12 protein-coding genes are annotated in these 11,962 nt (G+C 67.6%); 11 read left to right on the top strand and 1 reads right to left on the bottom strand.

Annotation, left to right across the window (positions count from 1 at the left end):
- The first annotated feature begins 264 nt into the window (after positions 1-264).
- Positions 265-429, top strand: coding sequence for a hypothetical protein (locus NL2_RS20985; RefSeq protein WP_157082989.1), 165 nt, complete (start codon positions 265-267; stop codon positions 427-429).
- Positions 430-491: 62 nt separating this feature from the next.
- Here the strand turns inward: NL2_RS20985 and NL2_RS01870 are convergent, their stop codons facing one another.
- On the bottom strand, positions 492-1,484 hold the full coding sequence (locus NL2_RS01870; protein WP_068071125.1) for an ABC transporter ATP-binding protein: 993 nt from the start codon (positions 1,482-1,484) through the stop codon (positions 492-494).
- 146 nt (positions 1,485-1,630) lie between these two features.
- Between NL2_RS01870 and NL2_RS01865 the strand changes: the two genes are divergently transcribed.
- The 10 genes from NL2_RS01865 (at position 1,631) to NL2_RS01820 (ending at position 11,724) form a co-directional block, all read left to right on the top strand.
- Complete coding sequence (locus NL2_RS01865) at positions 1,631-1,891, top strand: zinc-finger domain-containing protein (RefSeq protein WP_068071123.1); 261 nt, start codon at positions 1,631-1,633, stop codon at positions 1,889-1,891.
- 218 nt (positions 1,892-2,109) lie between these two features.
- A complete protein-coding gene (gene tldD, locus NL2_RS01860; RefSeq protein WP_068071121.1) occupies positions 2,110-3,537 on the top strand; it encodes a metalloprotease TldD in 1,428 nt (475 codons plus the stop codon).
- A gap of 167 nt (positions 3,538-3,704) precedes the next feature.
- Positions 3,705-3,980, top strand: coding sequence for a WYL domain-containing protein (locus tag NL2_RS01855; protein ID WP_245647543.1), 276 nt, complete (start codon positions 3,705-3,707; stop codon positions 3,978-3,980).
- 175 nt (positions 3,981-4,155) lie between these two features.
- Positions 4,156-4,590, top strand: a complete 435-nt coding sequence (locus NL2_RS01850) for a hypothetical protein (RefSeq protein ID WP_245647525.1) — start codon at positions 4,156-4,158, stop codon at positions 4,588-4,590.
- Positions 4,591-4,672: 82 nt separating this feature from the next.
- Positions 4,673-7,903 (top strand): CHAT domain-containing protein, encoded by a 3,231-nt coding sequence (locus NL2_RS01845; protein WP_068071115.1) that lies wholly within the window; start codon positions 4,673-4,675, stop codon positions 7,901-7,903.
- Positions 7,904-8,067: 164 nt separating this feature from the next.
- Positions 8,068-8,625, top strand: a complete 558-nt coding sequence (locus NL2_RS01840) for a GNAT family N-acetyltransferase (RefSeq protein ID WP_245647524.1) — start codon at positions 8,068-8,070, stop codon at positions 8,623-8,625.
- Between the two features lie 18 nt (positions 8,626-8,643).
- On the top strand, positions 8,644-9,786 hold the full coding sequence (gene ispG, locus NL2_RS01835) for a flavodoxin-dependent (E)-4-hydroxy-3-methylbut-2-enyl-diphosphate synthase (RefSeq protein ID WP_068071114.1): 1,143 nt from the start codon (positions 8,644-8,646) through the stop codon (positions 9,784-9,786).
- A gap of 61 nt (positions 9,787-9,847) precedes the next feature.
- Positions 9,848-10,423, top strand: coding sequence for a retropepsin-like aspartic protease family protein (locus NL2_RS01830; protein WP_068071112.1), 576 nt, complete (start codon positions 9,848-9,850; stop codon positions 10,421-10,423).
- A 56-nt stretch (positions 10,424-10,479) separates the two neighbouring features.
- A complete protein-coding gene (locus NL2_RS01825; RefSeq protein ID WP_068071464.1) occupies positions 10,480-10,989 on the top strand; it encodes a GNAT family N-acetyltransferase in 510 nt (169 codons plus the stop codon).
- Between the two features lie 96 nt (positions 10,990-11,085).
- Complete coding sequence (locus NL2_RS01820; RefSeq protein WP_068071110.1) at positions 11,086-11,724, top strand: murein L,D-transpeptidase catalytic domain-containing protein; 639 nt, start codon at positions 11,086-11,088, stop codon at positions 11,722-11,724.
- Positions 11,725-11,962: the final 238 nt, after the last annotated feature.

The raw sequence follows: 11,962 nt of genomic DNA, 5'->3' as shown, positions 1-11,962 counted from the left end.
CAGGCAAGATCGTTTGGCGAGGGTCCCGACCGGGCGGTAGTAAAGTAATCGGGCAGGGTCACGACCGCGACCTTGCCCGTCCGCCGCGCATTTGGGAAGCGGTGACGCTGGTCCTGGTTCGCTGCGTGCAATCGCAGCAGGAACAATGATTTGGCCCAGGCGCTTGGGGAAAAATTCCCTGCATTACCGATAGTTCCTTTTACTTCGCGGTCGCACAAAGCTAGAAACCTCCAAATCGGATTTTTTTCCGGAGTGCGCCGATTCATGTTCCTGCTTCGCATTGCCTGCCTGTTTGGCCGCCATTTTCCGAATCGCACCGATGTCCGCTGGGTCGGGGTGGAGACGGTTGCGCCGTGCCGCGCGTGCGGCCGCCAGCTGCGCCGTGAAGGCAAGGGCAAGTGGCGGGCCTGGACCCGCGTCGACGCGTGACCGTCCGTCGCCAAGCCACCCCCGGGCCGAGGGTGGCGAAGGCCTTCCGCCCCGCCCGGTTCTCAGCCGTGCGGATCGCTCGTCAGGCTGACGAACACGTCTTCCAGATCGGCCTCGCGCGTCGACACGTCCTGGATCGCATAGCCAAGGCCCTGCACCACCGCCATGACCTCGCCCGCGTTCATGCGGTCCTTGTCATACGTGATCTCGACCTGCCGTTCGCCCGACAGGCGCGTCTTGAGGAACGCCGGGTGCGCCGGTGCCTCGGCAATGTCGCGATCGAGTGACAGCACCACGATCTTCTCGCGCGCCATCTCGACCATTTCGCGCGTGGGCTTGTTGGCGATCAGCTTGCCGTGGTTGATGATCGCGATGCGGTCACACAGCTGCTCGGCTTCCTCGAGGTAGTGCGTGGTCAGCACCACGGTGACGCCCTCGGCGTTCAGTTCGCCGACCAGTTCCCACAGCAGGCGGCGCAGTTCCACATCGACGCCGGCGGTCGGCTCGTCGAGGATCAGCACCGGCGGTGACTGGACCATCGCCTTGGCGATCAGCAGCCGCCGCTTCATTCCGCCCGACAGCGTGCGGGCATAGGCGTTGGCCTTGTCGGACAAGTGCACCTCGCGCAGCAGCGCGGCCGAACGGCGCAGCGCCTTGGGCACGCCATAGAGCCCGGCCTGGTTTTCCAGCACCTCGAACGGGGTGAAGAACGGGTCGAACACGATTTCCTGCGGAACGATGCCGATCGATGCGCTGGCGTTGCGCCGGTCGCGGTCGATGTCGAAGCCCCAGATCTCCGCACTGCCCGACGTCTTCATCACCAGCCCGGCCAGGATGTTGATCAGCGTGGACTTGCCCGCGCCGTTGGGGCCCAGCAGGCCGAAGATCTGCCCTTGCGGCACGTCGAACGTGACGCCGTCGAGCGCCAACTTGCCGCCGTCGGACTTCGCGCCCTTGCCCGTGGGGGCATAGCGCTTGACCAGGTCGCGGATGACGATGGCCGGCGGTGGGGCGGGCGGTGGGGCGGGAAGGGCTGCGGGCGAGGGGGAATCCATCGCGCGTGCCTGCCCCAAGCGCGCGCCGGGGTAAAGGGCGCGTTGGGGGGTAAAGCGCGTGCCGGGATAACGGGGGTCCGGGTAATGGACGCAAGCGACGCCGCGCCGCTTGTCCCGGCTGGCCCGGCTTGCTAACGGCAACGGCCATGATCCAGCCTCCCGAAACCGTCATGACCGACAGCGCCCGCGTGATGTGCGACGGCGCCACTGCCATCCGCTCGCGCAACGGCGTGACCGCCGCCGCGCTAGGCCACCCGCGCGTGTGGCTCGAAATCGACGAGACCGGCCATGTCGACTGCGGCTACTGCGACCGTCGCTTCGTGCTCAGGGGCGGTCCGGCGCATCCGGGGATCGACGAAGTGTTTGCGGGCGATCTGCCCACCCCGGGGGATGCCTCGGTCGCGTAACGGATCGCGGGGAAGGCGGGGGCGCTGCGTGCGTGCTTCGACAAGCTCAGCATGAGCGGTCTTTGGTCCCGTAAGTCTCTATAATCGGCCAAGCCCACAACACGGCGATGCCCACAACCCCCGCGAAACCCACAAACTCCGCTCATCCTGAGCCTGTCGAACGATGCACGCAAAGCTTGGCCTTTCGCGGCCCGCACGGGATGCCTATATCCCTGCGCATGACCAACCTCACCGATCCCCGTTCGCTGCTGTACCGCCCCGGTTCGCTCACCCCCGATGAGGCGCTGCGGCTGACGCGCGACGCGCTGGGCCAATGCGATGATGGCGAGCTGTATCTCCAGTTCATCGCGTCGGAGAGCTTCGGCTTCGACGACGGGCGGCTCAAGACCGCCGATTATTCTCGCGACGCGGGCTTCGGCCTGCGCGGCGTTTCGGGCGAGATGACCGGGTTTGCCCACGCCAACGACATTTCCGCCGCCGCCATTGCGCGGGCGGGCGAGACGCTCAAGCTGCTCGATCCGGCCAGCGCCAGCCGCCCCGCCCCGCCGCGCCACAACAACCGCCACCTTTATACCGAAGCCTCGCCGCTCGATGCCGTGCCGTTCGAGGCCAAGGTCAAGCTGCTGGAAACGATCGATGCGGCTGCGCGCGCCCGCGATCCGCGCGTGGCGCAAGTGTCCGCCTCGCTGTCGGGCAGCTGGTCGGTGGTCGAGATCGTGCGCGCCGACGGGTTCGTCGCGCATGATGTGCGGCCGCTGGTGCGGCTCAACGTCTCGATCGTGGCGGAAAAGGACGGGCGTCGCGAAACCGGCAGCTTCGGCATGGGCGGCCGCTGGCTGTATGATGATCTGTTCGCGCCCGAAACGTGGAACCGCGCGATCGACATGGCGCTGGAACAGGCGCTGACCAACCTCGAAAGCGTCGCCGCACCGGCGGGTGAGATGACCGTGCTGCTCGGCCCCGGCTGGCCCGGCGTGCTGCTGCACGAAGCGGTCGGCCACGGGCTGGAAGGCGATTTCAACCGCAAGGGCACCAGCGCGTTCTCGGGCCGCATCGGTGAGCGCGTGGGCGCGCCGGGCGTAACCGTGATCGACGATGGATCGCTGGTCGGCCGGCGCGGATCGCTGTCGATCGACGATGAGGGCACACCGACGCAGGAAAACGTGCTGATCGAGGACGGCATCCTCAAGGGCTATATCCAGGACCGGCTCAACGCGCGGCTGATGGGCGTGCCCGTCACCGGCAACGGGCGGCGGCAGGACTATGCCCACGCGCCGATGCCGCGCATGACCAACACGTTCATGCGCGCGGGCAATGACAATCCGGCCGAGCTGCTCAGCCGGGTGAAGTCGGGCATTTTCGCCAAAAGCTTCGGCGGCGGACAGGTCGATATCACCAGCGGCAAGTTCGTGTTCAGCTGCACAGAAGCCTACAAGATCGAGAACGGCAGGCTGGGCGCGCCGATCAAGGGTGCCACGCTGATCGGCGATGGCCCCAGCGTGCTGACCCGCGTGATCGGCATCGGCAACGACATGGAGCTCGACGAGGGCATCGGCATCTGCGGCAAGGGCGGCCAGAGCGTGCCCGCCGGCGTCGGCCAGCCGACCCTGCTGGTCGAAGGGCTGACCGTGGGTGGCACTGGCTAGAAAGCGGGCCACCACGCGGCCCGGCGCCGTCGATTCTGCGCCACCTCATCCTTTAGCGTGACGAAGGCTGCAACCTCTGGCCTTCTCGTGCATTATGCTGCAATGCACAATGAACTGTCCGACAACGCAACGGCACCCAACCGATGAATGAAAACCGATTGACCCTGATGGAAGCGATCGCCCGCAAGCGCGCGATCGTGGCCCGCTACAACGGCAGCGAGATCAAGCTGGCGCCGCATCTGATGTTCGAACGGCGCGGCGATCTGTTCGTCAGCGCGCTGAACATGAGCAAAGACTGGCGGACCGATGATGAGCGCAAGCTGGGCCAGTTCAAGCTGGCCGGGCTGGGCGGCACGGCATTGCTCGACGAACGTTTCGAACCCCTGCCGTCGTTCGACGCGGCGACGCCGCGATCCGATGATACGCTGATCCTGGCGATCTGACCCCGCGCGCAGCGGGGCTGCATGGCCGGATGCGCCCCGCGTTCGTTCGTCGGCATCCCCGTTCCTTTGTCTGCATCCCCGTTCCTTCGTCTGCATCAAAGTCATCCTCGGTTCAGGCCGGATCGGCTATCGATCACCCGATCGAGTTCACGGATCGAATCGAAAGGATGCCGTCATGGGAATGATCGGACGCAAGCTGGGCTTCCTGAAGCTGGGAACGGGACTGGTCGCCGCCGCCACGCTGTTCGCGGGCGCAACCGCCGATGCCAAGCCCCGGATGACAGGTGAGGAAAAGCTGGCCAAGGCGCTGGAAGGCCGCGTTGCGGGCAAGCCGGTGGACTGCATCTACATGCCCACGGTGCAATCCTCGCGCATCTTCGACAAGACCGCGATCCTGTATGAGTCGGGCCGCACGCTGTACGTCAACCGTCCGCGGTCGGGCGCCGAATCGCTCGACGATGATGATGTGCTGGTGACCGATCTGCACTCGTCCCAACTGTGCAGCATCGATGTCGTGCACCTGCATGACCGCACCACGTTCTTCAATTCGGGATTTGTCGGGCTCGGCGAATTCGTACCCTACACTCGCGTGGCATCCGCTCACAACTAACCGGGCGATTGACCGGGCGATACGCCAGCGTTTGCCGGATTTAGACTGGACCGAGGCGCGCCATGGCGGCAGGTAGGGCGCCATGCTGCGATCCGTCCTGTTGCGCCGCGACCGCGTGCGGTGGCCTTTCCTGTGCTGGTGCGCGGTCCCGGGCCTGGTGCTGCCCGGGCTGCTTCCGCTTTCCACCGCCCGCGCGGCTGATAATCCGGCGGCTGCCTCTGCCTCTGGCGCTTCTGCGCCCGCCGCCTCACCCAACGCGGACCTGATTGCGGCGCTTTGGTCGGCGTTGCCCGCCGCCGCCGATCTCATCGCCGAACGCGATCGGCAGCTTGCCGCCAGGCAGCCCGACCTTGCCATCGCCGCCGCGCAGAAACTGGTCGCGGGCATCGCGGCCAACAAGGATGCGGCCCCGCCCCAGAATGCGCGCGCCGAGGATTTCCTGGGCGATACCTTGTCCAAGGCGCACCGGCCCGAGGAAGCGGTCGCCTGGCTGATCCACGCCGCCGCCGTCTCGGCGCAACTGCCCGATATTCCGCCGCCCGCCAGGCTGGTGACCGACAAAGTCGCCGCGGCCGCGCTCGCCGCGCGCGTGCCACTCGACAAGCAGCACTACCGCGCCTTTTCCGAACTCCACAGCGCCAGCGTGGCGGCGCAGATTGCGCGGCGACCCGATCTTGCCAAGCTGGTGAGCGACCGCGTGGCCGATGCCGCGCCGCTGATGCTCACCAACGCCAGGACGGTGGTGTCGATCGTCTATCGCGCCGGCCAGGTCGATGTCGATCTGGGGCTGGGGGTGAGCGCGGAGGCGCGGCTGCGCGGGGCGACCGAGCTGGCCACCGCCACTCTGGGCGAAGGCGATCCGCTGCTGCAGGTGATCGTGGGCAACCTCGCCAGCGCGCTGGCGCTGGAAGGCAAGGCGGACGAAGCCGAAACGCTGGCCCGGCGGGCTTACGCCACCGTCTCCGCATCGCCCACGGCGGGGCAGGGTGAACGCTGGCTGGTGGCGATCAGCCTCGCGCGCATACTCGCCGATACCGGGCGCACCGCCGAAGCCGGCACGCTGGTCGATACGATCATCGACCAATCGCACGAGAAGCCCTCGCTGGCGCTGATGCAGGCGCAGATGCTGTCGGGCCGGGCGCGGCTGGCGGCGGGCGACAACGACGGCGCGATCGACCGGTTCGAACATGCCATCGCCACCGCTGCCGCCGCACAGGGCAGCTTTTCGTTCCGCATGCGCCCCGCGCTGTACATGGCGCGCAGCCTGATCGAAGCGAACCGCTGGCTCGAAGCGCAGAAATACATGCTGGGCGCGGCTATCCTGCTCTACTCGGTGGACAAGAAGGACGACGATACCGAAAAGTTTACCAACGGCAGCGATGACAGCTTTTCCAAACGGCTGGCGTTCTTTTCCAACCAGTTCAACCGCAGCGCCAATGGCGAGGATGTGGCGCTGTTCGATGAGCTGCTGGTGCGTTTTGCGGTGCACTACCTTGACGATCCGGGCAGCGAGATCGCCCGCGCGCGCGGGCTGATGCAGGCGGTGAACCTGCAGGCGGACCGGCTGGGCTTTCTGCCGCAGGACGAACTGGCTTCGCGCCGGGCGGCGGGCACCGCGCGGCGGCGCAACCTGGCGTTCGCCGATTACGCGTGGATGTCGCGCAAGGTGGTCAAGGCGGCAGAGGGCAAGCGCGATCTGACCGAGGCGTTCGGCGCGCTGCAGCGGGTGCAGGCGAGCAGCGCCAGCCAGGCCATCGCGCAACTGGCGGCGCGGTCGCTGTCCGAAGCGGTCTCGCCCCAGCTCGGCGCGGCAGCACGGCGGCGCGAGGAGCTGGTGGCGCGCTGGCGCGAACTTGATCGCGCCCGTGTGCTGGCGATTGGCGCGGGCCCGGCCGACCCGCAGCTGTCCACCCGCATCGCCGATGTCGAGCGCGAGATGCAGGGCATCGACGATGCCTTGCGCGCCGGGGCGCCGCAGTTTTTCGCCTATGTCCGTCCCGCACCGCTGGCCGAAGCCGAGGCCGCCAAGCTGTTCGGGCCGCAGGAAGCGGCACTGCTGATCGTGCCCAGCGAAGCCGGCACGCACATCATGGCGGTGACGCAGGCCGGGGTGCAGTGGTTCGAGACTGGCATGACCGAAGCCCAGGTCAATGACGCGGTACGGCGACTGATGTGGTTTGCCGGCGCGGGCGTTTCGCCCACCGGCGCGGAAATCGCGACGTGGCAGGACGAAGTCCCGGGCGACAACGCGTTCGACCGCAAGCTGGCCTACAGCCTGTGGCAGGCACTGATCGCACCCGCGCTGCCCGCGCTGAAGGGCAAGACCCAGCTGGCCATCGCGGCGGACGGCGCGCTTGCCTCGCTGCCGTTCGCGGTGCTGGTCAGCGTCGATCCGCAAGGCGATGACAACGATCCGGGCGCGTTGCGCGCCACGCACTGGCTGGCCGACGATTTCGCGCTGACGCAAGTGCCCTCGCTGCAATCGCTGGCGCTGTTGCGCAGCGCGGGGCGGCGCGACGCGGGCAAGGGCTTTTCGGGCTGGGGCGATCCGACGCTCGATGGCCGGTCGGCAACACGCGGCGGTCGCGGCAAGGCCGGGGCGGACGGCACAATCGCCGGGGTGCCGATGGCGCGCGTGTTCGGCGCGGCGCGCGGCGCGGATGGCGCGGGGCTGGCCGACATCGGCGAACTGCGCAAGCTGGCGCGCCTGCCCGGCACGGCTGACGAGCTTTCCGCGATGGCGCGCGCGTTTGCCGCGCCCGACGGCAGCCTGCATCTGGAAGGCGCGGCGACCGAGCGCGCGGTCAAGGCGGCGGACCTGTCGGGCGCGGGCATCCTCGCGTTCGCCACGCACGGGCTGACGGCGGGCGAGGTCACCGGTGCGGTCGAGCCGGGGCTGGTGCTGACCCCGCCCGCCACGCCCGATGCGACCGACGACGGGCTGCTCACCGCCAGCGAAGTCGCGCGGCTGAAACTGGCCGCAGACTGGGTGATCCTGTCTGCGTGCAACACCGCGGCCGGCGACGGCAGCAGCGGCGCGCCGGGGCTTTCGGGGCTGGCGCGCGCGTTCTTCTATGCCGGTGCGCGCAACCTGCTGGTGTCGCACTGGCCGGTGCGCGACGACGTCGCCGCGCGGCTGACCGTGCGCACCATCGAGATCGCGCGCGACAATCCCGACCTCACGCGCGCGGGCGCGCTGGCGCGGGCGATGAAGGAAATCCGCGACAACCCGGCGGCCGATGCCGGTGGCGCGACCTGGGCCACGCCCAACGCCTGGGCGCCGTTCACGCTGGTGGGCGACGGGGCGCGGTAGGGCGGGAGTTTCAGCAATTTCGCTCATCCTGAGGAGCCATTGAGCTTGTCGAAATGGCGTCTCGAAGGACCCGGTGGTTCGAGACGAGACTTCGACAAGCTCAGTCTCTCCTCACCATGAGCGTTTCATATTGTTCGACCGAGGGACCACTGAAATTCCGCACAATGGAAAACACCAAGACCATGCACGACACCACCACCGCCACCACCTTCACCCTGCGCGATGCCACCCCCGCCGACGCCGCCGCGCTTGCCGACCTGGGCACGCGCGCGTTCGTGGCGGCGTTCGGGCATATGTACCGGGCGGAGGACTTGTCCGCGTTCCTCGAAGCCAGCCATTCGCCCGCCAAGCTGGCCAAGGAACTCGCCGACCCCGGCATGGCGATCCGCGTGGCGGAACGCGACGGGCAGATGCTGGCGTTCTGCAAGCTGGTGCTCGACAGCGGGCTGGCCGAACATGGCACCGCGACGCGCCCGCTGGAACTCAAGCAGCTGTACACCGACCCCGACAGCATCGGCGGCGGCATCGGCGCAGGCCTGATGGACTGGGCGCTGGGCGTGGCGCGGCAGCGCGGCGCGGACGAAGTGCAGCTGTCGGTGTGGAGCGGCAACCACGCCGCGCAACGGTTCTACGCGCGCTACGGCTTCGCCAGGATCGCCGACATCCACTTCCCCGTGGGCGAACAGATCGACGAGGAATTCCTGTTCGCGCTGCGGCTATAAAGGCTTATAGGGACGCGCATGTCTTCCATTCGTCCATGGCGCGATATTGCGCGCCGCCAGAGCCGCCAGATCATGGTCGGCAGTGTCCCCGTCGGCGGCGATGCGCCGATCACCGTGCAGACGATGACCAACACGCTCACGTCCGATGCGGTGGCCACGATCGACCAGATCCGCCGCTGCGAGGATGCCGGCGCCGACCTCATCCGCGTGTCGTGCCCCGATGTGGAAAGCACCACGGCGCTGCGCCAGATCACCCGCGCCGCGCGCATCCCGGTGATCGCGGACATCCATTTCCACTACAAGCGCGCGCTGGAAGCCGCCGACGCCGGTGCCGCCTGCCTGCGCATCAATCCGGGCAACATCGGCTCGTCCGAACGCGTCGCCGAAGTGGTGCGCGCGGCCAAGGCCAATGGCTGCGCGATCCGCATCGGCGTGAACGCGGGCAGCCTCGAGAAGGACTTGCTCGAAAAATACGGCGAGCCTTGCCCCGAGGCGCTGGTCGAATCGGCGCTGGATCATATCAAGCTGCTGCAGGATCACGATTTCCACGAATACAAGGTCGCGGTGAAGGCCAGCGACGTGTTCCTCGCGGTCGCGGCCTACATGCAGCTGGCCGACGTGGTCGATTGCCCGCTGCACCTGGGCATTACCGAGGCGGGCGGGCTGATCGGCGGCACGGTCAAAAGCGCGATCGGCATGGGCAACATGCTGTGGGCGGGCATCGGCGACACCATCCGCGTCTCGCTTTCGGCCGAGCCCGAAGAAGAAGTGCGCGTCGGCTTCGAGATCCTCAAATCGCTCGGCCTGCGCACGCGCGGTGTGCGCGTGGTCTCGTGCCCCAGCTGTGCGCGGCAGGGCTTCGACGTGATCCGCACGGTACAGGCGCTGGAAAGCCGCCTCAGCCACATCAAGACCCCGCTGTCGCTCTCCGTCCTTGGCTGCGTGGTCAACGGCCCGGGTGAGGCGCGCGAAACCGACATCGGCATCACCGGCGGCGGCAACGGCAAGCACATGGTGTATCTGTCGGGCGTGACCGACCACCATGTGCAAAGCGCCGACATGCTCGACCACATCGTCTCGCTGGTCGAGGCCAAGGCCGCCGAGATCGAGGCGGCGATGACCGATGCGGGCGAGGCCGAGGTTGTGCAGGCAGCGGAATAACCCTCCGGCTGCGCGGCGCGGATTGGCGAAGCGGTAACTTCTGCGCGGTACAACGCAGGCGATGAACCGCCTGCTGTCCCTGGCCCTTGCGACGATCGCGGTGATGGCGTTGCTGGCCTATGCCATTGGCGCGGGACGGACCGGCAGTTCTGGTCCGGCTGACGCAGCTTCTGCCGAGGCGGCTTCGGCCAGACCGAGTCACCAAGCGCACAATCCATGGTCGCGCGATACGGCACGCTCGTCCGACACCGCTCCCGGATCCGCACCGGGCGAAGCGCTGATGATCGCGCGCGACGGCGGCGGGCAGTTCCACGTCGATGGCGAGATCAACGGCGGTGATGCGCGGTTCGTGGTCGATACCGGCGCCGATACCGTGGCGCTGACCGTGGCCGATGCCGAACGGCTGGGCATCGCGGTCAGCGACGAGGATTTCCAGCCGATCGTGCGCTCCGCCTCGGGCGCGGGCTATGGCGCGCGGGTGCGGCTGGAACGACTGGGGATCGGCGGGCAGGAACTCGACGACGTGCCGGCGGTGGTGGTGCGCGGGCTGTCGGTCAACTTGCTCGGCCAGTCGGCGCTGCGGCGACTCGGCAAAGTCGAACTGCGCGGTGATCGCATGGTGATCGTCCCGGACTGAGACGTGCGGATTGCGCGCGCCGGCGATGGTCCGCTAGGGCCGGATTTATGAGCATCATGACTGTCACCATCCGCCCCGCCACCCGCGCCGACCTGCCGCTGATCGGTGCCCTGATCCGCGAACTGGCGGACTACGAGAAGCTGGCCCATGAAGTGCGCTTCGACGAAGCCGTGCTGGGCGAAAAGCTGTTCGGCGCCAACGGCGGGCGCGGCGCCTATGCCGAAGTCGCGATCGGCGAAGTCGATGGCACGGCGCAAGGGTTCGCGCTGTTCTTCCACAATTTCTCGACGTTCGAGGGCAAGCCGGGAATCTATCTCGAAGACCTGTATGTCCGCCCCGCAGCGCGCGGCGCGGGGCTGGGCAAGGCGCTGCTGGCGCATCTGGCGGCGCTGGCGGTGGCGCGTGACTGTGCGCGGCTCGAATGGTCGGTGCTTGACTGGAACACGCCCGCGATCGGGTTCTACGAAAAGCTCGGCGCGCGCGGCATGGCCGACTGGACCGGGATGCGCGTGGATGGCGAAGCGCTGGTGCGGCTGGGTTCTGCCGGAACACCGGGCGAGGGCTGATGGCACCCCCGTCCAACGCGAATCGTGCAAATCCCGTCGCATTGGGGTATGATCGCCGTTCAGGCAGCGCTTAGGCGGAGTGTGATAGGACGGGTCATGGATCGCAACTTCGATCGCAGGACATTGCTGAAAACCGGCATTGCCGGTGGCGCGACGGTGGCCGGTATCGCGGCGCTGGCGCCCGCGCGCGCGTTTGCGCAGCCATTCACCGTGCCCGAACAGCACCGCCGCATCCTCGACGTCGCCAAAACGCAGATGGAGCGGATGCGCGCCAAACTGTGGCGCACCGATGTGGTCGGCGTGGCCGATTTCGGCCTGCCCTCGTCGCTGCCGCGCCTGCACTTTGCCGATATGGAACAGGGCACCGTGCGCTCGTTCCTGGTGGCGCATGGCATCGGCTCGGACCCCGAGCACGATGGCTTCCTCAAGACCTTCTCCAACGCCGACGGCAGCCTGGCTACCAGCCGCGGCGCGTTCGTCACCAACGAATGGTACAAGGGCAAGTACGGCACCTCGATCCGGCTGGTGGGCTACGATGCCGACAACAGCAACGCGCTCGAACGCGCGATCGTGCTGCACCCGGCGTGGTATTCCAACCCCGACATGCTCGCCAAATGGGGCAAGCTCGGCCGCAGCAACGGCTGCTTCGCGATGGGCGAGGCCGACTTCAACGAGGCGCTTTGGCACTTGTCCGGCGGCAGGTTGTTGTACGCCGACCGGCTGGGGATTTATTGAGCGGGCGCTAAGGCCCGGCTACTTTCCCCAAAGCCCCGCTCCCCCCTATGCTCATCCTGAGCCTGTCGAAGGATGCTCGCCATCCCTCGCGGACCTTGTCTCACCACCTCGAAGGTTTCGGGAAAGTCACCGTTACGGCGCAGGAAGTGGGGTCGATCCCACGCCCGACGCCATGTATCGGACGCGTCCTTCGACAAGCTCAGGATGAGCGGAGTTGGGTGGGCAAGGGGGCGCCGCT

It is taken from the genome of Novosphingobium lentum NBRC 107847 (assembly GCF_001590965.1).
In the GTDB taxonomy this organism is placed as follows: Bacteria; Pseudomonadota; Alphaproteobacteria; order Sphingomonadales; family Sphingomonadaceae; genus Novosphingobium; species Novosphingobium lentum.
Note: the sequence above shows the minus strand (reverse complement) of the source record. Positions and strands in the feature narration are given on the sequence as shown.

Bases quoted from the DNA above. Each gene is read 5' to 3' on its own strand.
- NL2_RS20985 (WP_157082989.1), top strand. From the start codon at position 265: ATGTTCCTGCTTCGCATTGCCTGCCTGTTTGGCCGCCATTTTCCGAAT.
- NL2_RS01870 (WP_068071125.1), bottom strand. From the start codon at position 1,484: ATGGATTCCCCCTCGCCCGCAGCCCTTCCCGCCCCACCGCCCGCCCCA.
- NL2_RS01865 (WP_068071123.1), top strand. From the start codon at position 1,631: ATGATCCAGCCTCCCGAAACCGTCATGACCGACAGCGCCCGCGTGATG.
- tldD (WP_068071121.1), top strand. From the start codon at position 2,110: ATGACCAACCTCACCGATCCCCGTTCGCTGCTGTACCGCCCCGGTTCG.
- NL2_RS01855 (WP_245647543.1), top strand. From the start codon at position 3,705: ATGGAAGCGATCGCCCGCAAGCGCGCGATCGTGGCCCGCTACAACGGC.
- NL2_RS01850 (WP_245647525.1), top strand. From the start codon at position 4,156: ATGGGAATGATCGGACGCAAGCTGGGCTTCCTGAAGCTGGGAACGGGA.
- NL2_RS01845 (WP_068071115.1), top strand. From the start codon at position 4,673: ATGCTGCGATCCGTCCTGTTGCGCCGCGACCGCGTGCGGTGGCCTTTC.
- NL2_RS01840 (WP_245647524.1), top strand. From the start codon at position 8,068: ATGGAAAACACCAAGACCATGCACGACACCACCACCGCCACCACCTTC.
- ispG (WP_068071114.1), top strand. From the start codon at position 8,644: ATGTCTTCCATTCGTCCATGGCGCGATATTGCGCGCCGCCAGAGCCGC.
- NL2_RS01830 (WP_068071112.1), top strand. From the start codon at position 9,848: ATGAACCGCCTGCTGTCCCTGGCCCTTGCGACGATCGCGGTGATGGCG.
- NL2_RS01825 (WP_068071464.1), top strand. From the start codon at position 10,480: ATGACTGTCACCATCCGCCCCGCCACCCGCGCCGACCTGCCGCTGATC.
- NL2_RS01820 (WP_068071110.1), top strand. From the start codon at position 11,086: ATGGATCGCAACTTCGATCGCAGGACATTGCTGAAAACCGGCATTGCC.